Annotated in this window: 27 protein-coding genes and 1 tRNA gene; 18 read left to right on the top strand and 10 right to left on the bottom strand. The window is 42.8% G+C overall.

All coding sequences use genetic code 11. The features are described from left to right. Nucleotides 1–2 precede the first annotated feature (2 nt). The 3 genes from WC222_09775 to WC222_09765 are packed head-to-tail and all read left to right on the top strand — an operon-like array spanning nt 3 to nt 1430. Nucleotides 3–695, top strand: coding sequence for a hypothetical protein (locus WC222_09775; GenBank protein ID MFA6916673.1), 693 nt, complete (start codon nt 3–5; stop codon nt 693–695). Next, nucleotides 695–1276, top strand: a complete 582-nt coding sequence (tadA, locus tag WC222_09770; GenBank protein MFA6916672.1) for a tRNA adenosine(34) deaminase TadA — start codon at nt 695–697, stop codon at nt 1274–1276. The genes WC222_09775 and tadA overlap by 1 nt, the downstream gene beginning before the upstream one ends. Continuing rightward, a complete protein-coding gene (locus WC222_09765; protein MFA6916671.1) occupies nt 1254–1430 on the top strand; it encodes a hypothetical protein in 177 nt (58 codons plus the stop codon). Before tadA ends, WC222_09765 begins: the two co-directional genes overlap by 23 nt. A 25-nt stretch (nt 1431–1455) precedes the next feature. Here the strand turns inward: WC222_09765 and WC222_09760 are convergent, their stop codons facing one another. Beyond that, nucleotides 1456–2355, bottom strand: a complete 900-nt coding sequence (locus WC222_09760; GenBank protein ID MFA6916670.1) for a rhomboid family intramembrane serine protease — start codon at nt 2353–2355, stop codon at nt 1456–1458. Nucleotides 2356–2440: 85 nt separating this feature from the next. On the opposite strand from WC222_09760, the gene WC222_09755 reads away from it, so the two are divergent. Together WC222_09755 and rlmN are read left to right on the top strand one after the other, a co-directional pair. Further along, nucleotides 2441–3316, top strand: a complete 876-nt coding sequence (locus WC222_09755) for a glycosyltransferase (GenBank protein ID MFA6916669.1) — start codon at nt 2441–2443, stop codon at nt 3314–3316. A gap of 66 nt (nt 3317–3382) precedes the next feature. After that, entirely contained in the window at nt 3383–4456 is a 1074-nt protein-coding gene (rlmN, locus tag WC222_09750; protein ID MFA6916668.1) for a 23S rRNA (adenine(2503)-C(2))-methyltransferase RlmN, read from the top strand. Here rlmN and WC222_09745 read toward each other — a convergent pair. Further along, nucleotides 4440–5024, bottom strand: a complete 585-nt coding sequence (locus WC222_09745; protein ID MFA6916667.1) for a hypothetical protein — start codon at nt 5022–5024, stop codon at nt 4440–4442. The two genes, rlmN and WC222_09745, sit on opposite strands and share 17 nt — an antisense overlap. 55 nt (nt 5025–5079) lie before the next feature. Here WC222_09745 and uvrC point away from each other — a divergent pair, with 55 nt between their 5' ends. Next, nucleotides 5080–6915, top strand: coding sequence for an excinuclease ABC subunit UvrC (gene uvrC, locus WC222_09740; protein MFA6916666.1), 1836 nt, complete (start codon nt 5080–5082; stop codon nt 6913–6915). Here the strand turns inward: uvrC and WC222_09735 are convergent. Both WC222_09735 and WC222_09730 read right to left on the bottom strand, forming a co-directional pair. Beyond that, complete coding sequence (locus WC222_09735) at nt 6912–7844, bottom strand: hypothetical protein (GenBank protein ID MFA6916665.1); 933 nt, start codon at nt 7842–7844, stop codon at nt 6912–6914. The two genes, uvrC and WC222_09735, sit on opposite strands and share 4 nt — an antisense overlap. An 80-nt stretch (nt 7845–7924) precedes the next feature. Next, the gene (locus tag WC222_09730; protein ID MFA6916664.1) at nt 7925–8872 is read right to left on the bottom strand and encodes a bile acid:sodium symporter; all 948 of its coding nucleotides are present in this window, start codon (nt 8870–8872) and stop codon (nt 7925–7927) included. A gap of 53 nt (nt 8873–8925) precedes the next feature. Here WC222_09730 and WC222_09725 point away from each other — a divergent pair. The 7 genes from WC222_09725 to WC222_09695 all read left to right on the top strand — a co-directional run bounded on the left by WC222_09725 (nt 8926) and on the right by WC222_09695 (nt 18048). Then, nucleotides 8926–8999: transfer RNA gene (locus WC222_09725), tRNA-Val, on the top strand. A gap of 5 nt (nt 9000–9004) precedes the next feature. Then, the gene (locus WC222_09720) at nt 9005–10357 is read left to right on the top strand and encodes a hypothetical protein (GenBank protein MFA6916663.1); all 1353 of its coding nucleotides are present in this window, start codon (nt 9005–9007) and stop codon (nt 10355–10357) included. A 57-nt stretch (nt 10358–10414) separates the two neighbouring features. Beyond that, nucleotides 10415–10969 (top strand): translation initiation factor IF-3, encoded by a 555-nt coding sequence (infC, locus tag WC222_09715; GenBank protein ID MFA6916662.1) that lies wholly within the window; start codon nt 10415–10417, stop codon nt 10967–10969. 37 nt (nt 10970–11006) lie between these two features. Beyond that, nucleotides 11007–11195: a 50S ribosomal protein L35 gene (gene rpmI, locus WC222_09710; protein MFA6916661.1), complete on the top strand. Its 189-nt coding sequence runs from the start codon at nt 11007–11009 to the stop codon at nt 11193–11195. Nucleotides 11196–11248: 53 nt separating this feature from the next. Beyond that, nucleotides 11249–11608 carry a 50S ribosomal protein L20 gene (rplT, locus tag WC222_09705; protein MFA6916660.1) on the top strand — a complete coding sequence of 120 codons (360 nt, stop codon included), beginning with the start codon at nt 11249–11251 and terminating at the stop codon, nt 11606–11608. Between the two features lie 67 nt (nt 11609–11675). Further along, a complete protein-coding gene (gene pheS / locus WC222_09700) occupies nt 11676–12698 on the top strand; it encodes a phenylalanine--tRNA ligase subunit alpha (protein ID MFA6916659.1) in 1023 nt (340 codons plus the stop codon). Nucleotides 12699–12903: 205 nt separating this feature from the next. Then, complete coding sequence (locus tag WC222_09695) at nt 12904–18048, top strand: hypothetical protein (GenBank protein ID MFA6916658.1); 5145 nt, start codon at nt 12904–12906, stop codon at nt 18046–18048. A 37-nt stretch (nt 18049–18085) separates the two neighbouring features. Here WC222_09695 and WC222_09690 read toward each other — a convergent pair whose 3' ends face one another. Continuing rightward, entirely contained in the window at nt 18086–18709 is a 624-nt protein-coding gene (locus tag WC222_09690; GenBank protein ID MFA6916657.1) for a class I SAM-dependent methyltransferase, read from the bottom strand. Between the two features lie 75 nt (nt 18710–18784). Between WC222_09690 and tmk the strand changes: the two genes are divergently transcribed. From tmk to WC222_09670, 4 genes are read left to right on the top strand one after another with little or no spacing between them, the layout of a single operon-like run. Next, nucleotides 18785–19468, top strand: a complete 684-nt coding sequence (tmk, locus tag WC222_09685) for a dTMP kinase (protein ID MFA6916656.1) — start codon at nt 18785–18787, stop codon at nt 19466–19468. After that, entirely contained in the window at nt 19461–20507 is a 1047-nt protein-coding gene (locus WC222_09680; protein MFA6916655.1) for an AAA family ATPase, read from the top strand. The genes tmk and WC222_09680 overlap by 8 nt, the downstream gene beginning before the upstream one ends. A gap of 46 nt (nt 20508–20553) precedes the next feature. Continuing rightward, nucleotides 20554–21504, top strand: a complete 951-nt coding sequence (gene trxB, locus WC222_09675; protein MFA6916654.1) for a thioredoxin-disulfide reductase — start codon at nt 20554–20556, stop codon at nt 21502–21504. After that, nucleotides 21504–22313, top strand: coding sequence for a hypothetical protein (locus tag WC222_09670; protein ID MFA6916653.1), 810 nt, complete (start codon nt 21504–21506; stop codon nt 22311–22313). The genes trxB and WC222_09670 overlap by 1 nt, the downstream gene beginning before the upstream one ends. A 26-nt stretch (nt 22314–22339) precedes the next feature. Here WC222_09670 and acpS read toward each other — a convergent pair whose 3' ends face one another. From acpS to WC222_09655, 3 genes are all read right to left on the bottom strand, one after another. Then, nucleotides 22340–22717: a holo-ACP synthase gene (gene acpS / locus WC222_09665; protein MFA6916652.1), complete on the bottom strand. Its 378-nt coding sequence runs from the start codon at nt 22715–22717 to the stop codon at nt 22340–22342. Continuing rightward, a complete protein-coding gene (locus WC222_09660; protein ID MFA6916651.1) occupies nt 22714–23826 on the bottom strand; it encodes a hypothetical protein in 1113 nt (370 codons plus the stop codon). The genes acpS and WC222_09660 overlap by 4 nt, the downstream gene beginning before the upstream one ends. Before the next feature lie 287 nt (nt 23827–24113). After that, the gene (locus WC222_09655; GenBank protein MFA6916650.1) at nt 24114–24935 is read right to left on the bottom strand and encodes a hypothetical protein; all 822 of its coding nucleotides are present in this window, start codon (nt 24933–24935) and stop codon (nt 24114–24116) included. A 256-nt stretch (nt 24936–25191) separates the two neighbouring features. Here WC222_09655 and WC222_09650 point away from each other — a divergent pair, with 256 nt between their 5' ends. Continuing rightward, nucleotides 25192–25680 (top strand): hypothetical protein, encoded by a 489-nt coding sequence (locus WC222_09650; GenBank protein MFA6916649.1) that lies wholly within the window; start codon nt 25192–25194, stop codon nt 25678–25680. Between the two features lie 79 nt (nt 25681–25759). Here WC222_09650 and WC222_09645 read toward each other — a convergent pair whose 3' ends face one another. Beyond that, nucleotides 25760–26179 (bottom strand): 23S rRNA (pseudouridine(1915)-N(3))-methyltransferase RlmH, encoded by a 420-nt coding sequence (locus WC222_09645; protein MFA6916648.1) that lies wholly within the window; start codon nt 26177–26179, stop codon nt 25760–25762. 4 nt (nt 26180–26183) lie between these two features. After that, nucleotides 26184–26648 (bottom strand): SsrA-binding protein SmpB, encoded by a 465-nt coding sequence (gene smpB / locus WC222_09640; protein ID MFA6916647.1) that lies wholly within the window; start codon nt 26646–26648, stop codon nt 26184–26186. Nucleotides 26649–26717 lie beyond the last annotated feature (69 nt).

Below are 26717 nucleotides of genomic sequence, written 5' to 3'. Positions count from 1 at the left end.
CAATGACTGATGTCGTAGAACAAGAAAAAAGTTTAAGAGAAAAATTCGCTCTTTTGGGAGATTGGATCATTGAGATTATCCATCCCATAAAAAAAGATCTGCGTCAAGACCACTTGGCTCAAGATAGAGTTTTTGCCAATAAGTATTTCAGAGGCAAGACTTTAAATAAGATCACTAATGAAGAGTTTGTAAAAGTCTACTCGCATGCAGTACAGCAGGAAGAAAAAGGCGAGCAAATTGCTGAGTTCTTGTTCCATCGCTGGTTAATGAAGAATACTGATGTCTATTATATGTTTGACCGTGAGCTTTCAAAAATCACTGAAGACTATACGACATTAAAAAGTATTGATCGCGAAACAAGTCAGAAGATCAAAGATAAAGCGATTGAACAGTTCGGCCCTGAGAAAGTGTACTTATTCTGCCTATTGAATGGAGTCGTCTTCGACCATGAAACAATGGACGAGATTGCACATAAGGCAAATGAAACACGTCAGAAAAATCTGAAAGAAGGCGAAGAGCGTAAGACGCAGCACGAAAAAGATGCGGAAGTACGTAACCAAGAAGCCGAGATAGCCAGACTGAAAAATAAATATGAAGACAAGCTAGCCGGCTTAGAAAAGAAATATGAGCGCGATGTCTCTGCTTTGAAAAAACAAGTCGCCCAGCTGCAGCGCAACTTACAAAATAAGTCCTAATGCCTGAGCCGTTTCCTTTTACACTGCAGCCAATCAATGACGATGAGAAGTTTATGTTGGCTGCATTGCGCGAAGCTTGGAAAGCTTTCCAGCAAGGCGAAGTTCCCGTCGGGGCGGTGATTGTCATTGAAGGGAAAATTGTAGCTCGCGGCTCCAATCAGGTGGAAATGCTGAATGATGCCACGGCGCACGCCGAGATGTTAGCAATCACTTCCGCCGCGGGTGCCCTGCAAAATTGGCGTTTGCAAGGAGCAGTGCTATACTGCACGTTGGAACCCTGCAGCATGTGCGCAGGGGCAGCTATTCTATCGCGTGTAGAGAGAATCGTGTGGGGAGCGCCGGATATCCGCCATGGGGCTAATGGAAGCTGGCTGGACCTTTTTAAACAACAGCACCCTATCCATCAGGTTAAAATAGAAGGTGGAATTTATGCTGCTGAATGCGGTGAACTAATGCGATCATTTTTTAAGAAGAGGCGTGAACAGAATGAGCGTTGCGATGGAAGCGTGGGAAGAGGTGCACCGAGTCTTGAGGGAGCTGATAGAGCACCAGGAGAAAGTGGTTTTAGCGACGGGGCGTGAAATTATCCCTTCGCTCACCACAGATGACGTCCTGCAGCCGAATGACTTTCCCGCTTTGGAAGAACATCCCTATTTTCGTTATGAAGAAGGGCTGTTAGCAGGTTTAAATGCAGCCTGGATAGCACTTTCTGCAGCGCAAAGAGACGCTGAATAAGGAATTCCGCATTTCCACCGGGGTCTTAGAAACTGTCCTTATGTCTTCTCTTCTCAGCAATTTCATCCAAACGTTTTTTCTCAGCCCATGAAAGGGCTTCCTGTCCATGTTTAGCAATTTTTGCGAGCATCTCATCCACAAATGCATCATCATCCTTGGGCGGTTGGCCCGTACGCAAATCATAGATTTTTGTGGGACTGATCGCTTTGTTTTTGAAGAAGCGGTTGTTCATAAATGTTCCTAGCCGAAAGAAGAAATGGTCTACCGGGTGCAGGAAAGGAAATGGAGAAGAGATCTGCCAAGCGACTGTGCTATAGATATAGCCGATAGTTACAGCGGCAAAGGTGAGGAAAAAGGAGACAAAATCCAATTTGGAAAGGGAAATAAGTAGCACGCCCCCGGCAATTACAGCAAAGAGCCACTTTATCTTAATGGGAATAATAAATAGAAAAAGGACTTCACGTTCAGGGTTGAGCATTGTCCATAAAGTGAAAATGGCGATTAGACCGGCCCATGGTCCTAATAGGAGATAGCTAAATGAGGCAAAAAAGATCCCGACGAGTCCACTTAGTGCCCCTGAACCAACGTAGTAGTATATAAAGCGGGAAGTTCCCAACCTATCGCAGAGCTCAGCTCCTATAATCCAAAGCATGTACATATTGATGGCAAGAGAGAGCAAGAAGCCGAAAGAAAGGCCATCGCTGAGTCCGCTTTGAAAAAAGAGATAGGTCAACGGCTGCCAGATGTACCAGCTAGAAAGGCCTTCTCTGGAAAGGCCAAAGAGAAAGCTCAGTCCGGGAGCGTTCATGAAGTATTCGTAAATAGGATCAAAGATGGCGGTAAAAAATGAAATGCACAATGTACCGATAATTAACCACTTAAGTCCCTTTGGAGTTTCGATGGGCCCTAGGCCGTAAGGAAGCACTATTTCACCTTTTTTTTAAAATTATGCCGGTCTTGTCTATAACAAAATCCAGTGAAGTTGTACAAAGGATTTTGGAGTTTTTACCATGCAAGATGTACCGCGCATATCCCTGGAATTGCCGCGTTTGGATACGCTATCGCCCCCGGCTTTAGGCGAAATTTCCCTGACTACAACATACCATGATTATGAATTTCCGACTGTATCTGTTGTTATTCCTACCTATAATTGCGCTCAGTCCATTTTGCAAACAATAGAAAGCGTCCTGAATCAAACTTATCCTACTGTTGAGATTATCGTCATAGACGGCGGTTCAACAGATAAGACAATTGAGTTAATTAAGGGCTTCCAGAGCGATAAGATCCAAATTTACTCTGTTTCCATCCACCAGCGTTATGAAATGTTGAACAAGGGTATTTCCCAGACAGGAGGCGAATATATCAGTTGTTTATTTCCAGGGGACTATTTCGTCTCACAGTACACATATAGAACAATGATGGAAGAGGTTTTAGAGCATGATAGACCGCATATGATTTATTGCGGAACATTGATAAGGGAAACCAAAAAAGATGTGCGCACTATATTAAGGCCATTTTCAATTAAGTTCTTAAAAGAAGGGCTTCAGCCTACGAGTTTGCAAGCATGCTGGTTTCGCACCGATCTTTTCAGTACTATAGGTAAATTCGATACAACCTATAGCCAGCGCGGTGGATTTGAACTCATGTGTAGAATTATAAATCAAAAGAGTTTGCGGACTGTAGAAGTTAAAAGGGTATATACTGATTCCGAAACGCGAAATTATACACGTCAAAATATTTTCATCCACTTTTGGGAAAGCGCCCGGGCTATTCGGCATCATTTTGGAGTAGCCTCTCTCTTATCCTGGTTACTTATCCAGAAAGATACGAAGAGGTTAATGCAGATGTGGGTGCGCTCGATAAAACTTGCCATCTTCGGCAAGTAGTCAATTAGTTCGTTACAATAATATTTATATGTGATATTATTTGATGAATTTTTACAAAGCTTTATTATGAAATTTCTTTGCGATTATACAATAGATGAATTGGCAAAAGAACTAGCCGAAATGGGCGAAGCTTCTTTTATTGCTAAACAAATGGTAGATTGGGTCTATCTGAAAAGTGTGTCCGGCTGGGATCAGATGTCTAATCTTAGCGCCGCACGCCGCCAAAGCTTTAGCGAGATCTGGCGCTATTCTGCCTTGAAATTGGTGAAGGTCCAACCCTCCGACGATCAGCAAACCTATAAATTTTTATGGGAGCTATATAACAAGCAGTTAGTCGAATCGGTATTGATCTTTTCTGATGAAAGAAGGACCGTTTGCGTTTCTTCGCAGGTGGGTTGCCCGGCAGCATGTGCATTCTGTGCATCAGGCAAGCAGGGTTTTAAACGTAATCTCGCAGCAGCTGAAATTGTGGAGCAGGTCGTCCAGATCAACCACTGGCTCGCAGCCAGAGGCGAGAAAATCACGCACGTCGTTTACATGGGAATGGGCGAGCCGATGAAGAACTATAATTCTGTCGTCCGTTCTATCAATATCCTTTGCCATCCGCAGATGCTGAACTTATCGCAGAGACGTATCACAGTTTCCACTGTCGGAGTAATCGAGGGGATCAAGCAGCTTTCTCATGAAGGATTGAAGGTCAACCTCGTCCTATCTTTGCATGCGCCCAATCAGCATATCCGTAAAAAAATTATTCCTTATGCTAGAAAATATCCTCTAGAAGATATCCTTACTGCGATGGATGATTACGCTACTGCCACAAAAAGAGATATTACTTATGAATATACTCTTATTCATGGCATTAATGACCATCCTGATCATGCCTTCGAATTGGCGAATTTATTACGCAAACGTCAATGCACTGTGAACTTAATCCCTTATAATCCTGTAGAGGGCGTAAGATTAAAACGTCCGGACAAAAAGGCGATCAAAGAATTCCGCAGCGTATTATTCGGTGCAGGTATTGTCAATACATGCCGTTACACCAAAGGTGATGATATTGCAGCGGCATGCGGTCAGCTTGCGTTGCAAGAAAGGGAGACTTCTAAATCGGCACTTCCCGTCGTCAACGCCGTCGAATAAGCAACGCTTGAGCTGACGATGCTTTTTGGTCTATATCTATCAGAAGGTGTGTAGCAGTGGGGGAAGGGTTTTGCAAAGGAGAGACGACGATTCTGTCGCCGGCTTTCCACCCCCACGTTTGCCCACCCATGCGATCCTTCCAAGAAATAGTCCACTGGGAGCCGTCGTCCAATGTTATTTTTGCCCCCGCATTTTCTGTAGCAGTAATATTGGATAGCATCTCGCGCGCCAGTCGTTCAAAAGCTACCGTAGCAGTCCCTTTGTAGGTTGTATTATCTAATACAAACCCTTGCGGATTGCTTTGGATTAATACTTCATCTCCCACAAGCCATCCTAGATGAAATGGATTTGCCCTGACATGCTTCCAAACAGTCCCATTGTTAAGGTGGACGAAGATGCTACCACCTTCATCGTAAACTGCAGTAATGCGGAGGGAGTAGGGATCGGATTGTTCCAGTTCAACAGCATTTTTCCCTGCGCCTACCTGCCGAGGTTGCGTAGGATTTTGCGCTGCGATACCATATGAGCAAATGATGAAAAATAAAAAGAAGATGCGCAGGTATAACATATCCACATCAGGGGTTGTATTTTCTTCATCTTAGTTTTTTTTATGGAAAAAAGACATGCACTTTCAATTTGATACCGCTCTTCTCGATAAGTTTCCTCATCTTCCCGGTGTTTATATCATGAAAAACCGCGGAGAAGCGGTGATTTATGTCGGGAAGGCTAAAGATCTCAAGCAGAGAGTAAAGCAATATTTTGTTCCGGGGCGAGACGGCAGAACAATGGTGCCCTTCTTAGTGGGTCAAGTTTTCAAGATTGAGACTATCGTTGTACGATCCGAAAAAGAAGCATTGTTATTAGAAAATACTCTGATCAAGCAGCATAAGCCTAAGTTCAATGCTCTGCTTAAAGACGATAAAACATATATCGCAATCCGTATCAACTATCGTCATGCCTGGCCGGATTTACAAGTGGTGCGCATTAAAGGTAAACCCCTGGATGACGCATTGTATTTTGGCCCCTATACAAGTGCCTACGCAGCTAGAAATACCGTGGACTTATTGCAGAGGTTATTTCCTCTAAGACAATGTTCCGATGCAGAGTTTGCCCGCCGTAATCGCCCATGTATTCTTTATGGTCTGAAACGGTGCATTGCTCCCTGTGTCGGTAGATGTAGTGTGGAAGAATACCGAACTTTTGTGGACAAAACGATCAGCTTTTTAAAAGGACATAATAAGGAAATTGCCCGAGAACTTGAGAAAGCGATGATTAAAAGCGCTGAAGCCCTGGATTTTGAGGCGGCGGCCGCTTACCAACGCACATTACTGCAAATCGAAGCCACTATTCAGCAGCAGCACGTAGATATGCCCCAAGGCGGTGACGCTGATCTCATTGGAATCTATCGGGAAGCGGATGAAGTTGTGCTCTGTCAGATGTTTGTGAGAGGGGGGAAGCTTATCGGCAGTAAAATGTATCCTTTTTCGAATACGGTGCAGGAAGATTCTGAAATCATCGAGTCCTTTTTATTGCAGCACTACGATGCAGAAATTGCCCCAGCGAAGGAAATCTTATTAGCAGAACCGTTGGGAGAAGCGGCGATCATAGCAGATATCCTGACAAACCTGCATGGATATAAAGTGGATGTCTATCAGCCCCAGCGCGGGGCAAAGAAATCGTTGGCAGAGCTAGCTAAGATCAATGCACACAATGCCTTCAAGCAAGAAAAAGACGCTGCAGCCCTAAAAGAAAAAATCCTCCTCTCATTAAAGGAGACACTGAGATTGCAGCATTATCCCAAGAGAATCGAATGTTTTGACAACTCACACCTTAGTGGAAGTCAATTAGTGTCTGTATTAGTTGCTTATACGAACGGATTCAAGGACTCCTCCCGTTACAGAACCTATAAAAGCAAAGACGTTGTCGGAGCAGATGACTATGGGGCGATGAAGGAAGTTTTGTTAAGACGGTATAAAAAGGCAAAAGAGGAGGACGATCTACCCGATCTGGTTATTATCGACGGCGGTAAAGGCCATCTGAATGTAGCGCTGCGGGTATTTGAAGAATTGAATATTATTTCAGTGGAAGTTATCGGCATAGCTAAAGACGATTCCCGCCATGATAAGGGCGGCACGCAAGAGCAGATCTTTTTACCTAATATTAAAGATCCGGTTTTGCTGAAAAAAAACTCGCCCTTGCTATTTCTTCTACAAGAGATCCGGGATGAGGCTCACCGTTTTGCTATCAACTTTCAGAAAAAACAACGCTCCAAAAAATTAGTAAAAAGCACCCTGGACGATATCGAGGGAATAGGCCCGGTGAAGAAAAAAGCTCTCTTGTTGCACTTTGGCAGTGTTAAAGCGATTAAAGCTGCCGCACTGCAAGATTTGGCAGCAGTTTCAGGGATTTCAGACGTTATTGCAAAACAAGTTTATGACTTCTTTCGCACCAACGATTAGATTGAAAGGGCTTCCGGAATAAAGGCAAGGATTTTGCCAATCTTACCCAAGGCCTTATTAATCAGAAGCATTTCGCTGATCTTATAGGTTGTAATGAATACATCAAAAACTACCGTCGCAGCATCTGAAACAAAAGCGTGACTTGCTCGATCCAGTAAGGAATAGGCTAAGGGAGCTGCTGTCGGAAAAGTTATTTTAATAGGCGTAAAACTGATGACCGCTATTTTAATGACCATAAGTGCGCCTAATCCGACCGTTCCTACGGCTCCTGTAGCTATCAAAGTCACATTGCAAATACTATTAGGGATTGTTAGCAGGGTATGGGCAGCTATACTGCTAAATGTGCGTGTGTCTAAATTAATGTTGAATGTATGAGTATATGCATTTAAGCCAAAAGGAGACGGAACTTCTTCGAGGGGATGCGGTTCATCTTGAAATGCAGTTTTAATGCCGATAGAAATATTATTTGCGACTGCTGCGAAAAAATTTCCAATCGATTCGAATATGGGGTTTAAGAATCTCCCCAATGAAAGTTTGCCTGCAATCCAGCGTGAGAGTTGATACCCTTGATATAAGGGCTGCACAGCATCATATAACAATTCTTTTCCTGTGATCACTGCATTAACTAATCCTTCTACACCTATTACAAGGCCTGGTAATACAAATGTAGGAAATTCCGGTTTTACGTATCTAGCTGTGATCGCAAAGATCCCCACTTTTAAAACACCTAAGGTTAGGGCTGTAGCTGAGGCAATTCCAAATCCGCCCACAAATTTTAAGGCGTTAGCAGGCAAAGTGATCACTGTAAGACATTTATGGGCAAAAAAAGCGGATGTACACTCTAAATAAGATTCTTTTGAATAAATTTGTTTGTGATACTCTTTTCTTAATGTATTAGCTCTAGATAATAGAGTTACTTCAGTTGTCATTTATTGATACCAATATTTTAATTAATTTTTAAATTATACTGTAATCTATTATAAAAGTAAATATATTGATTTAAGCGTGGCTATTCATAAATTGCTTTCCTTCCGTTTATCCAAGCAATTGTTCCGCCTACCAAATATTGAATATTATTATACATTAGTAATGGCATCACTAGGGCTAGCCAGAGAGCCTGATTCTGCCCGCTATTGGCCAAAGCTGCAGCTAGAGGTAGACCTAGGACGATGGTTTTTTGGGGAATGGTAAATAGGAACACCATGCGTGTGTCTCCATCAAAGTGGAAAAAGTACCCTATTGCCAATGAGATGAGATTTCCCAAACCGTGAAATATCAACATCCCAAAAAATAAGGGATAAAGCCCGCTCTCATCACTTCCATATAGGATGCTAAAGCTTTTGCAGTAGCACCTGTAGATTATCCATAAGAGCAGTGCTTGGCTTACTGTTCTTATATTCCATCCTTTAAAGAATGACCTTAGACCCAAAAAATAACCTAAGACCAGAGGGACAAATACAAACAATCCCACCTGTGTCATCGCCCCCCGCATCGCTCCATAAGGGTCGCTGTCTGTGTTCATTAGGAGCAACGGCACTAAAAAGGGGAGTACTGCCAGCCCCAGCATGTTACCCACAATGGCATTCATGACTGCATCTAAAGGAGGCACCTTTGCCAGTTGGCAAAAGGCTCCGCAGGATGTCGTCGTTACAGGGAGCATGGCTGTAAATAAAATTCCTATTGTGTAGCTGGATGGAATTCCTATGCGCGGAAAAAGAATCCATAAGAGAAGGAGAGCGAGCAAGGGCATCAAAATAAAGCTGCCTGTCTGAATTGCTAATGCAGCCCTTAAATGCCGCTGTGTATCTGAAAATGCTGTCCTGTCAATCTGCAGTCCGGCGCAAAAAAATATTCCTGCCACGCAAACCAAATAAATAGATTCGGGAGACTGGTTGCCTATCCAGGGGGCTGTCCATGCAGCCAGGGGGCAGCAAAGTAAAAGAAAATAAAATAGCATTTTTTTCTCTTGCGGGATAACATCCCAAAACGGTATCTTTTCAATGTTTTTACGGGGTATTAGCTCAGTTGGTTAGAGCGCCACGTTGACATCGTGGAGGTCAGCTGTTCGAGTCAGCTATACCCCAATTTTATGTCTACTATATCTTTACTTAATACCGGAATTATTGTCCTTGTTAGCGCAATCAAAAATGCGTTTCCTACTTCACAGTGGGCGCATGCGGGTACAAGAGGCGATATCCTTTTCTGTGATTTTTATCTTCCTCAGCCTGTGCATGAGAAAATCTCTCTTGAAGTGGTGGGACAAACTCTCCGTTCCGTTATGGAGCAGTTAGAGTCCATCTCCATGCGTGAGATGCTGCTAGGGAACGCTCTTGCTTACTTAAAGCATTATAAAGGGGAATGGCCCCTGCTGCGTGAAGAAGAAGATCCGCAACAGCTAACTTATATAGCTGAGCTTAATGGCAAGCCTTTCCTCGCGAATGGGCCTATTATCCTTGATCTAGAAGAATTGCAAGATTGCCGTCTTTGGGAAGTGCAACTTCTTCCCTGTGAAGCGATCCCCAGCTCCAATATACTTCCAGTGCGTTTTACCGCATATGCCGTCAGCGATAAATCCGATTTGTCACATCAACGCAAAAAACTGCAGCAGATTAAAAGAGATAATTCTGTAGAGAAAGGTACTGCTCTTCAACTTTTCATTCCTCCGCAAAACGAAGATCAACGCTGGATTTGGCTGCCGAAAGGAGTCTCTCTACGTCAGCGCCTCCTCTCTAGGATATTGAGTCAATTTAATGCGGATGTTGTCCAAGGCACATCTCTCAATGCCCAAGAGGAAGTGGAAGAAGTTCTTCAGCAAAACGCCCTTTGTCTTTTGCATTACTTAGAAAAAAAATCATCCCTTCCTCTAACTTTTTTTCAGTCTATAGAAATTCATTCGTCTCCAGCCCCTTTTTCCTCCCCACTCCAACTCTACGACTGCCCTAGCTCTACCCGATTAACTGGGCATATTTTTTGTTCTGAAGAAAAGCTCGGAGAGGAACTGATTTCATCCTTGCAAATCATTGAAAAAACCTATAAGATGTTTGCAATTGAGGGTTATTGGGCCTTGCGGTTGTCAAAGCCTAGGAAACACCAAGATAAAGCTGACTGGAAAAAAATGCAGCAATGCATGCAGCAAGCTATCGACAAATGCGGTTATTCATGCGAACTCCTCCCCAGTGAAGACGAGCAGGCCGGGCCGCAAGCTGAATTTGTTGTTAATGATAGCTACGGCTGCCCATGGAACTTTGCCCGTATAACCGCTTGTGCAGGCTACCCAGTCTTGGATGACGCATTACAAAAACGTCTCCAAAACGGTAAACCTAAAGTGGCAATATTACAGGTCGATGCCCTCGAGTCGCTTGAAAGATTAATTGCGGTCTTGCTTGAGCAACACAAAGATATGATCTTTGAACTGTTCTCCGAGCAATTAAAAAACCAATGAAAGCCAAATCGTCAAAGTGGGCACCAAATGCCCCCAATAGAGGAGTTGTAAAAAGGCTTGAAAGTTAATAGAGAAATCCGGGCGCCAAAAGTACGACTCATTGGTGTAGAAGGAGAACAATTAGGTGTCGTCCCTTTCTTCGAAGCTCTTAAACAAGCAGAAGAACTTGGACTCGATCTCGTTGAAATCGCACCCAATGTTGTACCTCCAGTTTGCAAAATTATCGACTACGGTAAGTACCGGTACGATCAAACTAAGCGGGAAAAAGAAAGCAAAAAAGCACAGCACCAGATCAAGGTCAAAGAGGTCAAACTAAAACCTAATATCGATGATAATGACTTGGAGACGAAAAACCGTCATGCCAAGGAATTCCTCGAGAAAGGCAATAAAGTCAAAGTGACATGTACTCTTAGAGGACGTGAAATGGTGCACCCAGAGATCGGTGAAGAAATCGTTAAAAAGTTTTGCGAGAAACTTACCGATTATTGTGAAATCGAGGCTCCAGCTAAAAGGATGGGTAGAGTAATCACCGTCGTGCTAGCCCCCTCGATGAAGAAAAAGAAGGCAGTGGCACCTCAAACACCCGCAGAGGGAACGCCACCCTCAGTATGACAACAAAGCTACGACCAGGAGAGCAGTTGTGCCTAAAATGAAAACAAGAAAGTCCGTAGCATCCAGGTTTCGCGTCACCGGAACCGGCAAGCTCAAGCGCGCGCGCCCTGGCAAACGGCATATTTTGACTAAAAAGTCCGGAAAACGCAAACGTCACCTATCGCGTCCGGCACTAGTGAGCGATGCACAAACTAAAACGTATAAACGTATGATGTGCATTGAATAGTAAATATAATGAAATTCGGCATCCACAGATGCCCCAACATCTGGAGATAAGCTATGGTTAGAGTAACCAATGCTGTCGCCACGCATAGACGCAAAAAAAGGTTGTTCAAGCGTGCAAAAGGTTTTCGCGGAGATCGTAAAAACCACCTGCGCCTAACAATAACAACTGTATTGCGTGCGTTGGCCTTCAACTATGAACATAGAAAACAAAATAAGCGCAACTTCCGCAGCTTATGGATTCAGCGTATCAACGCAGCCGCTAAAATTAACGGCATATCCTATAGCAAATTCATGCATGGATTGAAGTTGGCACAGTGCGAACTAGACCGTAAAGTACTCGCTGACATGGCTGTCCGCGATCCTAACGGTTTCGCTCTCGTTGCTGGACGCGCTAAAGAAGCGCTAGCTTCTTAAAACCGTTCTGCGGAGGCTATAGTAGCCTCCGCCTTTTTCCCAGACCGAAGCAAAAGGCAATTCTACTGTGCAAACACTGATAGCAGATCTGTATTCCCAATTCCAAGAAGACCTTTCCCATACAAGTAACGTAACAGAAATTGAAAATCTTAAAATCAAGTACCTTGGAAAAAAAGGTTCTATCCAAGACCTGATGAAAGGACTCAAAGAAGCCTCGCCTGAGGAAAGACCTCTATTGGGTAAAGGAATCAATGATTTAAAAGAAATTGTCGAAGCTAAAATAGAAGAAAGGCAAGCCACTTTTGGATCACAGGAACAGCAAGAGCGTTTAGAGAAAGAAACCCTCGATATCACTTTGCCCGGTAAAAGGAAATTTAGCGGACGAAAGCACATCATAACCCATACCATGGAAGAGATGCTGGGCATCCTAGGCAAGATGGGATTCAGTGTGCAAATCGGACCCGAAATCGAATCTGACTTCTATAATTTCGAAGCCTTGAACCTAGGCCCCGATCATCCTGCTAGAGATATGCAGGATACATTTTATATCACACCCAAAATGCTACTCCGCACGCATACCTCCAACACACAAGTACGCGTGATGGAAAATCATCGCCCTCCTATCCGCGTTGTCGCACCAGGCAAAGCCTATCGCAATGAGGACATCTCCGCTCGATCCCACGTTTTTTTCCATCAGTTAGAGGCATTTTATATTGACCAAAACGTAAGTTTTGGCGATTTATTGGGAACAATGGAAGAGTTTTTAAAGAAACTATTTCATGCAGATGTCGAAATGCGCGTAAGACCCAGTTACTTCCCTTTCGTTGAACCCGGAATGGAAGTAGATATCCGTTGTCTATCCTGCAAAGGAAGTGGTTGCAACCTTTGTAAATATACCGGCTGGCTAGAGATCGCCGGAGCAGGAATGATGCATCCCGATGTGCTTCGTACAGGAGGCATTGATCCGGAAGAATACACAGGATTTGCTTGGGGAATGGGCATTGAGCGTGTAGTTATGCTTAAGTATGGAATAAAAGATATACGTCAATTCACCGAAAACGACCTTCGCTTTCTACAACAGTTCACATAGCAATTAATATTAAGGTATGCAATATGTCAGATATTGTGAGTGTAAACGAACATGAGACAGTTGCAAGAGCCATCTTTTCCTAATTCGGCAGGGCGGCGACACAATGCCGCATCGATCCCTTTGTTAACGCCCTCCCAGATTAGGAAAACCTTCCTTAGTTCCATTCACATCTTAGTAAATATCTCATACTTCCTGAGGGTAGCTTATGCCAAACTTCACACTCCAACTTAACCTTACTAAAGAAAAATCTGAAGAGCCTTATATCGAAAAAATAACATTGGAATGCCATTCGCCCCGCAGAAAAAACTGCTCCATTACCAAGATTGTTTCTAATATGGTACGTCTAATAAATGCAGGAGGGGAGATTGAGGTTAACAAAAAGGTAAAAAGTTTTTTCAGACTATTTAGTTTTTGCACTACTGTGAGTTCTCCTTTAATCGACAGCTTCGTCAAAGAATGTCCGACAGCAAGCCAGCTTAAAAAAACCTATGAAGTGGTAAGATTAATTCTTGAAAAGAACCAGGCACAAGTTGTCCAGGAGATATCAAAAGCTGCAGAGGAATTAGATTACGGCAAAATTGCTAAGCACGCAGCGGCACAAATGCAGCCACTTGTCATAAGGGCCTTATTGGATAGAACATGCGATGATGCAGATAAACAAGCCCAGATCATCACAGCCTGCAGCAAAGCCTTTCTAACTAAACTAAGAGATGACGGAGATGAACTTCTTGTTCAAATGGTCATTACATGTATTTATTGGGGGAAATATAAAGTTTTAGATGTCCTGCTTCAGCTTTATCCGCAATTCGACTGGGACACAATAGATATTGAGATGGGAGAAATTTTCGAACTCCTCTGCAACGGGAGTATAGGAGAGGCCGGAAGTACATTAAGAGTGTTGACCGCTCATGGATACAATCCTTTAAAACCTTGCGGTAAAGGCATTTCATTCTATTCTTACGCTTTAGACTCAAACAATAGAATATTACAAAAGTTCTTTATCGATGAAGTCCTCTTTGAAGAAAGTGTGAACACTCTAGTCGAATTTCTTTTTGAACTGTTTAAAGATAAACCGGATCTTGTCGGCTTCAATGATTTGGAATTCAAAGATCCTACCCTATTACTAAATACATTGAGGCATGCTGAATTCACAAAAGAGCAGTTCACAGTCCTTTTCCCTTTGGTATTGACTCAAATTTACCCCCTTAACTCAAAACGTCCTACCTTAGATAAAGATTCCATGTCCGCTCTCTTCGAGAGATGGGGTGAGCTCTACCAATTGATTATTCAAACTATCCCCGCTAACTTAGACGACATAACAAAGGACACATTAGAATCAGTAAAATTCTTAGTAAGGGAATACTATGATGAGAATGTTACCTATATATATGCTTTGCTTAACCAGGCAGTGCAGGTCCTCCCTGCTACAAGTAAGACAAGAGTATGGATTTTTGAGCTGTTATCAACATTCAATCAATCTTTCTACACTGCCCAGGAAAAGCAAAAGGAAGTTTGGAGTATCTATAGGGGACTTCATTTTGCCGATAGCGGTACCGAATATTCGCCCCCTTCCCTCATCATATCCAAAATGCATCACGTTATACTTTATGGGAACTTATTAGAGCTGACCGGTTTTCTCAATCTCTACCCCGCTATTGTCAATAATGTCCCCTTTGCCAAAGAAGAACATGTCGTATTCTCCAATGGGAACGTATTAGAGCGGGCCGGTTTTCTCGATAGTTTTCCCAATATTGTCGAAGAGGAACATGCCGTATTCTCATTAGTTAGGGAACGGCGAGGCGATACTTTGTTACTCTGGTTGGAAAGGGGCGGCAATCCTAATTTATCGAATAGCCACGGAGAGACGTTACTAGGCATTGCTTGCCACAAGATGTACTTTGAGATAATCAACATCCTGATCAAGGCGGGAGCGTACATCCAACCCCATTTCATGTATGTAGAAGATAGCGCCGTAGATAGGTTTTCTTTAATGGACTTACTTACGCGCGAGCAGGGGAGTTTAAATAACAAAGATAAGGTAAATACTCTGTATGTATTGCTGTATTTTTTATTTGGCGGAGAACCTTATCGCTTGGAAATAGGTTCTCAGGACAAAAAATCATTCGAGGATTCACTTAAGAGAGACCTCGTAGTTGCAACATTTCAATTCTTGGGTTTAAATTACGGCTGCAGCTATCTTATAAATGTCATTGGCGAAGAGGCTCTTTTCCAAATAATTTATGGTGATCAATCTTACTTATTGCGCAGATATATCTATCAAGCCGATAACGGTATAATTTTAAAACAACTAAACAAGTTTAAATATTCTCAAGAATTAGAGATTGAGAAAAAGCTTCTACAAGGTAGTAATGATCTAAACATATTCATTAAAGCTGACAACTATATTGAATATTTATATCACTATACATTCAGGCGGGATTCTAAATCCCTTGAAAGATTGGTTCAGCATAAATCCGCTATAAGTCAGAGAATAAGAGAAGATACAGCTCTTCAAGGGGTCAGCATACGAAAATTGCTAGCTGTTATCTCAAAACTTATCGAATATGAGAATGTTGACAACTTTGACTTCGAGGAACTCTGGGATAGTTTTCAGGACGATGAACTAAGGGTGCAGAAATTCACCCTTGAACGAGAAATAGATACCCTATCAGATATCTCCACACTTTTAATGGTGCACAGTGAAATAGCCCGTATTAACCAACGTTATTCCTGGATGGAACATGTCATCACGGAGGCTCAACTTCATAACGTCCCTTCTAATATCCACCATGAGCTAGATAGATGGAAAGCTAGATATCATGGGATCATTGAAGCCTCTCAAAATTGCTTGGAAACACTTAAATTAAGAATTGGCGGATGTGCTTTACCCGGTGAAGACCTACTCATGACATTCAGTTGTGAAGACAATAACTCATTTGTAGAGACCCTCATTTTTACACTGCAATCTAAGAATGAAGAAGAGCGCCAAGCCGACATTGAAAATATTGCTTCCACAGCTTTTGGTCAAAATATTCTCTTCGAACTTATCATTACTTGTATTGAAAATCATGATGATGAACAAGTAGATGCTTCAGCGGACCTCATTAAGCATATCATCGCACTATATCCGACAATAATTAGAGCTCCACGATTTCAAGGGAATTCAGAGGTGGCCTCTGTGCTGCTCACACATAACGCTTATCTAGACCTGCTTCTCTTTTTGTTGGAAAGGGGGTATAGGCTTTCAGCTGATCAAATCAATCTCAATAGCATACATCTCGATGAAAATTCTTTAACTGCCTTTGATGCCATTATCCAAAGCCGATTTAATAATAGTCATCTGCAAGAAATCATAGATTTTCTGAAAGCATTGAATTGGGATAACTACGAAATGGGCTCTGAGCTAGCTAGGATTATCATCATTCATTTGGCTAAGTTGGCTAACCCTAGTTTAGAAAAAGCTTTTGCATGCATCTTATTTAAAAATCAAAACCATTTTAAATCGGATGAAATAGCTTACCTCCTTTCTATTGCAAGGAAGCATAAAGCTAAAATATTAGCTCAAAAATATAACTCTTTGGTTTGGAATAAACGGTTTGGAAATCCCTGGAAGGAAATTTCCAAGGTTTTTCCAAACTCCACAAAGCTTATTTCACTGCAACACCAGATCATAACTTGGGTGCAAGATCCCTCTAGAATGCGTTTCTACCGTAAACTTACCCAAAATGCTTTAGATGCAAATTTTTTCCATTGCAAACTGACTTTTCTGGAAAATTCAGAGGACATTTCTAGAAAATGGATTAAAGAACAGTCAAAGGAAGCTGAAACAACAGACTTTGACTTGATGGATAAGCTTATCCGCGTATTTAAACAAATAACTTTGGGGCAGCTTTTACACTTTAATCATCAACCTCTGCAAACCGGTGAAGCCTTTAAGAAAGGATTGTTTGCATTTCTTTTACAGAAACAAGCGGAAAGGGACACTAAAGTACAGAATAGAGCTCTTTGGGTTTTGCAGAAATTTTCCCAAACAGACGTCACGGTTGAAAGTATACTTAGGTATCGCATTGTACATGAAAGTGGACCAAGCAAAATCAGCTCCTTGGTCAACTCTTATGCGGTAAGCCATTTTGCAAGGAGGCCATTTTTCCAACCTGAAAGTATTTCCATCAGTGCTAAAATGCTTTTTCATCCCCTAATTTCACAACAGACTGTGGTTGAAAAAAGACCTTTTGCAGAATGGAATAAAAGGACTCTAATCGCTTGGGGGCAACAAAATACTTCTGTAGTCTGTTTCAGGGCCCAAGAAACAGGTTGTATTCCAAAATCGGATGAAGGGGATTTTTCGAACCACATTTTCCTTGACTCTGCAGTATCTGTAAGGGCACGTTCACCTTTGGCATATATAGCTGAAGTAGATTCGTTCTTTAAGACAGATTATAAAGATGAACTAGCGTCATGCTTTTCAGAAAGTCATTCAACTGAGGTAGACGGAACGGAATCTGTTATTTCCTCTCAGTTTGCCTTTTTTAGGCGGAATATTTGTAAAGCCGTCAACAAGGCCGGAGAATCCATCTTCCTTTGCGGAGGATATAATATCGCAACAGCCTACTTCTCTGTCCTTCAAGGGGAATTCAGGGAAACTTATAAAAATGCAATTCAAGATAAATTGGATCTGCTTGAGAAAAATCGCTCTATAAGCTGCGAATGTCTTTTTAGAAATAAACCTCTTCGAAGCTATATAAAAGCCATTTTTCCCGCTTTTCTAGATGACAATTACATTAGAAAAGAAATAGCTTTTATCGAGGTGGTGAAAGATATGCTGCGTGCGGAATTCAAAAATAGCCTGCATTTTCTTAGAGGTGCGTATGGAATAGATCAAAGCCAGCTGGACAGATATATTACAGGTTATTTAAGCCCCCTTCCTAATGGTGTAATTATCCTCCACTCTCATACAGAGGCAATCCAAGTCCTGGAAATTGCCCTTAATGAAATAGCGCTCAATCCTCTCGAACGAGATCAAATGAGTGATTTCCTTGGATACGCAAAAAAATTCCAAGAGGATGAAGAGAGTGAATTAGATGAACTAGAAAAAGAGCTCACAGCTTTGAATTTTAATGTAATTCGTGTTCCGGGATACTATATTTCTAATGAGGAAGAAGTAAACTATTTCCCCGGTCATGCCGGTACACAAGCTGAAAAAGATTACTATGAATGTGAATGCTTTGATTGGGTGCCAGCAGAAGCTGTTCTTAGGGATGCCTTCACCCTCTATCTCAAAAAGCTTTGCCGCATCGATAAGATATTCTTCTTAAAAGATAAGGGCTTAACAAATTCCGTGAGAACATAGAAGACGAAGCTAGCCTCGTCTTCTCAATAATTCTTTGCTAAAGAAAACGCCAAAAATTGCCGTGGCCCCAGACTGTTTTGCCTAAATGATTGGCAGCGCGGATGACTCCTCTTTGGACGCTAACCCATCCCCAGTCGTCTCCACACATGACACCACCTTCTTTAACGTGCGGATACCAAGCTAAAATATCGTTATAGACGTTTGTTTCATCATGGGATGCATCGATATAAATAAAATCAGCCTGAACATTCATGGCTTTTGATGCTTCTAAGGACTCCATGCGGACCGGAATGATAACATTCGTCAGGTTTGCATGTTTTACATTGGAGAGGAATAGCTGGTAGAGGTAGGGCATCCTCGGATCACGCAAATGCAAAGGCTCATTAGGCGATCCGCGCCAGGTATCGATAGCATAGAGCTTCCCTCCTGCCGGCAGCCTTTCTGCGATAAAACGGGTAGAAGAGCCTAACCAAGCCCCCACTTCAATAGCGATCACAGGATTGTACAGGGACATCGTTGCTGCAATATAATCGCCATTCATAAACCAACCATGACCATCGAAGGGGAGGTCATTAGTAGAGGCATAAGGTTCCGGAATCTCCTCGGCAGTCAGTGAACCTAATACAACCATTAAACCTAAGAGATGTGCAAATAATTTCATTTTCAATACCTCGGTAATCGTTCGTTCAGTCATCTTAGGTAATAAAAATATTTTAAATCAACGAGCTTGACATAAGTGACTGGCAAGCTTACACTTTCCAACATGAAAAACGGTACATTTATCACATTCGAGGGGGGCGAAGGAGCCGGTAAAAGCTCTGTTATCGCCCATATTGCCGCGGCATTACGTCTGGAAGGCTTTGAAGTTCTGTGCACTCGCGAGCCGGGCGGCACTCCCTTAGGTGAGCAGATACGGCATTGGCTGCTTGACAACAAGCAAACCGTGCAAATAGGGGATACCTCAGAGTTATTTCTTTTTCTCGCTGCCCGTGCCCAGCACCTGGCCGAACTTATTCGTCCGGCCCTAAAACGGGGCTATATCGTTCTTTGCGACCGGTTCAACGACTCTACTATTGCTTATCAAGGTGCTGCTAGGGGGTTAGGAGTAGAATATGTTGAGAAACTTTGCCGCCTAGCCTGCCACGATACGCTGCCTGATATTACCCTACTTTTGGATGTACCGACTGAGGCAGGGCTGCAAAGAACACGTGCAGCATCAAAAGAAAATGCTAAGGCAGGCGAAGTCGACCGTATCGAATCAGAGAAAAAAGAATTCCACGAAAAAGTCCGCCAAGCTTTGCTTGCTTTGGCCGCAAAAGAACCGGACCGCTATCTCGTGATCGATGCAAGCCAAACACTGCACCACGTACAGCAGGAAGCTAAAGATAAAATATTCAAATCACTCTCTAGATATGTTTGACCACCTTATAGGCAACGCTCCCATAAAAAATTATCTGATAAGTCTGCTGGATACTCAGGAGGTGCCGCACGCACTCCTTTTTGCAGGCCCTTCAGGGATTGGTAAAAGCCAATTCGCTCAACAATTCGCCCTGGCTTTAATCCAAGGAGGGGGGGCTTCCGTCCATCCCGATATTCACGAGTACTATCCGGAAGGCAAAAGCGGCCTCCACAGTATGGAAACGATGCGCAGCTTCTGTGACGAAGTCACCCTTGCCCCATACAAGTCCCCTTGGAAGGTATTTATTATTCATCACGCCGAAAGAATGCAGTCTTACAGCGCTAACGCACTACTCAAAACCTTTGAAGAACCTACCCCGCGCACAGTCATCATTTTGGTGACCGAATCCCCCGAAAGCCTGATTCCTACCATCCTTTCCCGCTGCAGAACACTACCTTTCAAAGGTGTAAGCGTATCCGAACTCTCTGACTGGATCCAAAATAAATACTCCATGACGCCGCAAGATGCATTAACTGTCGCACGCCAAGCTAAAGGCTCTGTCGCGTATGCAATGCAGTTGGCAGAAAATGGAGAGAGCCTTTTTGAAGAGCATTTACTACCCGTCTTAATCCAAGGACGCTTTAGAACATATAGCGAATTAGTGAAGACCGCTCAATCTATCGCTTCGGAGATCGATGCCCTGAAAACAGAAACAGAAGAATCTTCCGCTGATAGCGACCTTTCCGCCGCGCAGCGTGCGCGCCTAGAAAAGTCTTTGGCAGGGACAGGAACCATGCTGTATCTACGCCAAGTGCAAAAATTCCTGGAGGCAATAAGCGGCTGGTACCGAGATATTGTCCTGTTGAAATGCGGCGGGGATCCGGAAGCCCTCTGGCATGCAAAATGCCAACAAGTGCTAGAAAAGAATGCACAGCAAAAACTTCCTATGCATTTAGACCATGTTTTGGCCGCAATTAAAGAGGCCCTTGTTTCTATTCAGAGAGCTTCGCCTCTTCAGAGTGTTTTAGAGACATTATTCCTTAGGCTTAAGCTTCTTTGATTTAATTGCCTTTGCGGTTTAAACTTGTGCGAAACGGAGAGATCTTATGAAAAATGCTAAACTTGTCATCATCGGCTCAGGTCCTGCAGGTTATACCGCAGCGATATATGCTGCCAGAGCCAACCTTGAACCTATCTTATATGAAGGGTTCCTTAACGGTCCTGCAGGCGGCCAGTTGATGACAACGACAGAAGTAGAAAATTACCCCGGTTTCCCTGAAGGGATTACGGGGCCAGAATTAATGAATAATTTTAGAATGCAGGCAGAGCGTTTCGGCACCAAATTCCTTACCGAAGATGTCGTCGCTGTAGATTTCTCGCAAAGGCCCTACAAAGTTATAGGACGCGAAACAGAAATGTTTGCTGAATCTGTCATTATTTCAACAGGTGCGAGAGCCCGCCGAATAGATATCCCCGGAACTTTGGATGGTGAATTCTGGCAGAGGGGTGTAACAGCTTGCGCAGTTTGTGATGGAGCTATACCCATCTTTAGAAATAGACCCCTCTTTGTCATTGGCGGCGGAGATTCTGCTGTGGAAGAAGCTACTTTCTTAACAAAATATGGCAGCCATGTATATATAGTGCATCGCCGCAACGAGTTGAGAGCGTCAAAAATCATGCAGGAAAGAGCATTGCACCATCCCAAAATTACTATCCTTTGGGATAGCGAGATCATGCGTGTGGAAGGGGATAGTATAGTCCGCAGCGTAATAATAAGGAACTTTGTTACAGAAGAGGAAAAAGAAATGGAAGCCGGCGGCGTGTTTTTTGCTGTAGGCCATACTCCAAACACATCTTTTCTAAATGGCCAGATCGATCTGCACGATAACGGATATATCCGCGTGAAACCAGGTTCTTGCAAAACGAATAAACCCCTGGTTTTTGCGTGCGGCGACGCTCAAGACTTTGAGTATCGTCAAGCTATTACCGCAGCAGGGACGGGTTGTATGGCTGCAATAGAAGTTGAACGTGCATTGGCTGCTGAAGGAATTCAATAATGTTTAAGTGGTGGTGGAGTTTTCTACTGATCTGGACCGCAACCCTGCAAGGATTAGATTATGCTCCTTGGTATAAAAGTCCTGTATTGGAACTAGATACTTACTTTGAATACCTCCACCAACACTATCAAAGGTTAGATGCCGATACCGATTGCCGTAATCATGGAGAAACCTCTCACTTCTTTACCTTTGGGGCCGACATCTCTCCTTGGATGCCTTGGAATGCACAGGCTGAATTCAGCCTTGCTGATACAACCGAGCAGCGTTCATTCTATGCAAAAGATTTTCAGCTGATGGGACGCTACCTACTGTTAGATGATGTGATCGGAGATCCCGTCAGCCTTTCCGCAGGAGTAACCTATATGCAGTTTTCCAAACCGGCACGAGAAGATGTTGGTGTATTCGCGCATGGAGCTATGGCAGGTGAAGCCCATCTAGCTGTGGGTAAAGAATTTGCGCCGAACCAATTTTGGCTAGCCCGGGGTTGGGCTTTAGGTGGAATAGGGGTAGGCGATAGAGGCGCACCCTGGCTACGTGCGGATGCAGCCTTTGAAACAAATTATTGCGACTTCTGGTCTAATGCCTTTGTAATAAATTCACAGTGGGGATTAGGACACAGCCTTCTCTGTCCGGAGGATTTCTCAGGATATGGCAAACTGCGATATCAATTTGTAGATATGGGATGGAAATCAGAATCACGCTTCTTTACGAGCACATTTAAAGTGGGTGTCCTTTACCGCGTATATGCCCGGAATTGCCCCAAAAATAATTTGCAACTATCATTTGCTCTTGAACGCACTCTTTACTAAGAGAGGTGAAGTTTTGAGTAGAAGAATTAATCTAACTTCTCGATGACAGCAACAGCTGTAGCATAATCTGCAGAGTGGCTTATGCTAAGGTGAACAGTGATATTATCACCTAGAATATTTTGTAACTTACCTGAAAGGCGCACAGCCGGACGGCCCAGTTCATCATTGTAGATATCCATATCTTGCCAGGAAATTCCATCACGCAACCCTGTTCCAGTCGCTTTTAAAATAGCTTCTTTAGCAGCAAATCTACCCGCGTAATTTCTTAGGTAGGCCTGATGCCTAGAACAATAGGCCCTTTCATTGGCAGTAAATACTTGGTTTAGAAAAGGATCGCCCTGTCTTTCGATAGCTTTTTCTATGCGAGCGATTTCAATGATGTCAGTTCCGACTCCAAGGATCATGAATAGTAACGTTTGGAATTATCCCCATCTTTTAGTGCGGGGATGGAAGCCGTTTCCAATGAAAGGTCATCTAGATCAACATCCAAGGCATTACAGAAAATCATTCTACCGGATGAGGTATGTTTGACAGAAAGAACTTGGGTGCGAATAGTGTCGCCAATAAATGCTGCGCCGCCATTGACTACAACCATGGTTCCATCGTCTAAGTAGCCAACCCCTTGGCGTGCTTCTTTTCCATAACGTTGGATTTTGATGCCCATGTATTCGCCGGTTTGCGTCAGAGGCTTCAATGCATTGGAGAGGGAATGGATATTTACAATGCGCAAGCCTTCGATATTTGCCTGCTGTACACGGTTAATATCAGCAGTTAGAATATTGCAGTCCAAATGGCGCGCCACACGTGCAAGGTGGGTGATCGGGTCTTTAATTTCATGGAAGTCAACATCGGTATAGCGAAGATTTAAATGGGGGAGAGCCTCCAACTTATCAATAACTTCTAAACTACGGCGTGCTCTAGTACGGACAATGTCATCCTCGTTATCTTCACATTGCTCTTGAAGTTCTTTTACGATGAAATTAGGCAACAAGACAAGATTGTCCAATAAACCCGACGCAGCTAAATCGATAAGGCGTGGATCATGTAAGACAGAAATATCTAAGAGTAGGTCTTTTTTTGCCGGTGTGGTGGGCTTGAACTTTAAAAAGGGGATAGAAATGTAAAGTTCCTGAGAGGCTTGGGCAGTTAAAATCACCGCAAAATAGCAGCTTGCGAGGTAGATGACGGCGTGAAGTACTGCTGTAATTTGTGGGGATAGAGCGAAGTTGGTTGATGTGAGTATTACACCTAGAAGGCCTTGAATGGTAGTACCCAAAAGGATACCGAACAGAAGACCGATGGTAAGGACATTATATCCTCTTAGGGTAGCCGTTTTCTTTACTAGGATTTCAAGCCCTATGAGCAAGAGGGCGAAAAAGAGTCCGCTGATCCCCCCTATTAAGATGTACGCTGGAAGTTCGTTAGATGAAGCAATGGATGCACTGACAGAAGATCCGATCAAAATGGATATAAATACCAGCGATGCTCTTAAAAATGGCAGGGAAATGTTCATTGTAGCTCTCAATATCAAATAACTATATTCCGAATATAAAGTATATATTTTTACTCTCTATTTTTGTCTAGTTAAAACCCAACTTACACATTAAATCTCAGTATTGGAGTCTTATTATTTGAACCCCGATGGATCATTTAAATCTAAACGAGATGCGCCATGACAGACTAAACCTGTTCTAGTGCAGGAGTGCAGTGACTTGTTACTGCACTCCTATACTAGGACGTTTCATTTCCCCTTGAACATGCTAAACCATGTCCAAGGCATTCAATAGCCACGGGTTAAAATTAAGCTCTAACATAACCATGGTGTGCGTATGAAAGATGCGAAGATTGAAAGTGCCCTAATAAATCATGCTTTGATTTTTCAGAATGTAAGGTTGAAGTATTAATTGTGGAGGCAGCTTTTCCATTAATGCTAAGCCCTATGACAGTGTCGAATATCTCTGAATGGAAGAATATGCAGCTTTCTTCATCCTGATAACGAAAACTGTTTGCGCCCACTTCTACATTTTTATCCGGTCTATGATATGTAAATGTATCGTGGCCTGGGGGGCACCAATAGAGTAAATTTTCATTATTTGTATTGTGGGCATTCTTGGCCACAATCACAATCCCATGATCGTTATAAGCAGCCAATAATATTTCTAGCTGCGGGTTTCCGGCTCTAAAATAGATACACTTCTCTTCAGGGTTATACACAGGTTGAGGTATGTGGCGCAGTATGGGTAAATACTCTTTTCCCTCTTGATACACAACATTACTGGGGTCCACATAGAAAACATCTTTCTCATCGCTGAATTTGATATGTGGTCCTTCAAATTCGATCAGTATTTCCGCAGAATCAAAACGAAGAGTAGTGCTTCGTGGAGTCAATGGGTTCCTCACCAAAGGTTTTTTATCAATATTCACTAAATGCAATTTAGTGGAGCCAGTCTCTAATATAGGAGTTGTGAGACGAAAGCCGATATTATTTATTAGCAGCACATTTTCTTCGAGTTTTAGCTTTCTATATCCAGTAGACTTTGGTCCTTCAAACACACTTGTGTTAGGTCCGTACACATTATTATAAAATGAATCGCACAAATCCAATAAGACTTTAAGGCACATCAAAATCCTTCCTTCTACAAATTTATAGGATAGAGACCTTTAAGGGGTCTCCATAGTCACAGTTTATGCAATAGATCCGTCTATTATTAGTAACTAATATAAATTCCGCACTTGGGAAATCTTAGCATATTTCATTAAAATACCTAACACTCAAGTTTTCCTGCGAAATTCTTTCACTTTCAAGGCTACTATTACGCCAAGTTCTTTCATTTTGGGAAAGGATTTGTTAATCTAAAGTGAAAAAAATGGAGACACCATGAAATTATCGCATAAACAACTGATCATTCTTTCCGGCACAATTTGGTTTCTAGTCGGTGTTTTTCTACTCAACATCGGATTGAAACTCCTTCTCAACCCATTGGCTGAACCATACCTCGCAAATAAGGAAGCATTTATGTCTTCTTTTGGGCAAATGATCGGGGGAAATGAAACTGCGGTGATAGTGACTATCGTTCTGGCTTTAGTCATAGGATTTATGAAAGGAAGGTTTGTTTTAGGCAAATCGGCAAGACAAGGCGTATCGAGGATATTAAGTTTTCCTAACCCTACATCCATAAGTAATGTATACGGCTATAAATATTACATTTTGCTCGGATTTATGATCGGGCTAGGCGTACTGATTAAAGTGTTGGATATTCCGACGGATATTCGTGGATGGATCGATACGGCCATCGGCGCAGCCCTTATCAATGGAGCGATGATTTATTATAATTATGCATGGCAATTGAAATCGCAAAAGTCTTAATACCCAACCAGAGGGTATTTCGCAAGAAGTCTATTTATGGATGACTAAGCAGATAGACTGCTTAGTCTCCCTGTCCCTGCTATTTATGGTAGGGTGAGCCGCGCGCGATCTCAAAAGCGCGATAAAGCTGCTCTAAAAGCAAAAGACGGATACATTGATGTGTAAATGTCATTTTTGAGAAGCTGACAAGAGAATTTGAAGTCTTAAGCACAGCAGGAAGTCCTTCAGGGCCTCCGATAACTATTCCTAGCCTTGCCCCGCCTTGTTCCATTTTCTTCATGAGCAGAGCAGAGAAATCCTCACTGGTATATTGTTCTCCGGCAGGATCCAAACACAGCAGTAAACGTTCTTTCTGTGTTATCTTAATCAACTGCGCATCATCTTTAGCCCATTCGGCAGAGAACTTCACATAAGGGGACAGTCTTTTGATGTATTCAGCGCAAGCTTCTTCGAGCCATTGTTCCTTGGTTTTACCTACGGAATAGAGCGTAATCTGCATTAATTTATCTTTGCTTTACGTCTTTCATGGCTTTCTGCATGCGTCTATTCTCATCACGACTCTTTATCGCATCTCTTTTGTCGACAAGTTTTTTTCCACGTGCTGTGGCAATACGCAGTTTTACAAGCCCCTTTTTCATATATAGAGCTAAAGGAACGACTGTCAGCCCCTTTTCTTGGGTCGCCCGCTGTAGTTTATCAATCTCACGAAAGTGCAGCAAGAGCTTGCGATCCCTCTTTTCTTCATGATTATGGACATTTCCGAATTTGTAGGGCGGTATGCTGAAGCCTACCAGCCACACTTCACCTTTAATTACGCGTACATAAGCTTCTTGCAAGCTTCCTCCGCCAATCTTAAGCGACTTGATTTCTGTTCCCTGCAACACAATCCCGGCCTCAAATTGTTCCAAGATCTCGAATTCGTGCAGTGCCTTACGATTCGTCATAAGGTCTTTATTTGCTTCGTTCATAAACTTACCTATTATTGCTAATAGTATAGCTTGATAGGCATTTATCCCCAACTATGTTAAAGTTCCTGC

The organism is Parachlamydiales bacterium (genome assembly GCA_041671045.1).
In the GTDB taxonomy this organism is placed as follows: Bacteria; Chlamydiota; Chlamydiia; order Chlamydiales; family JABDDJ01; genus JABDDJ01.
The sequence above is the reverse complement of the archived record's forward strand: the minus strand, read 5'-3'. Positions and strand labels throughout refer to the sequence as shown.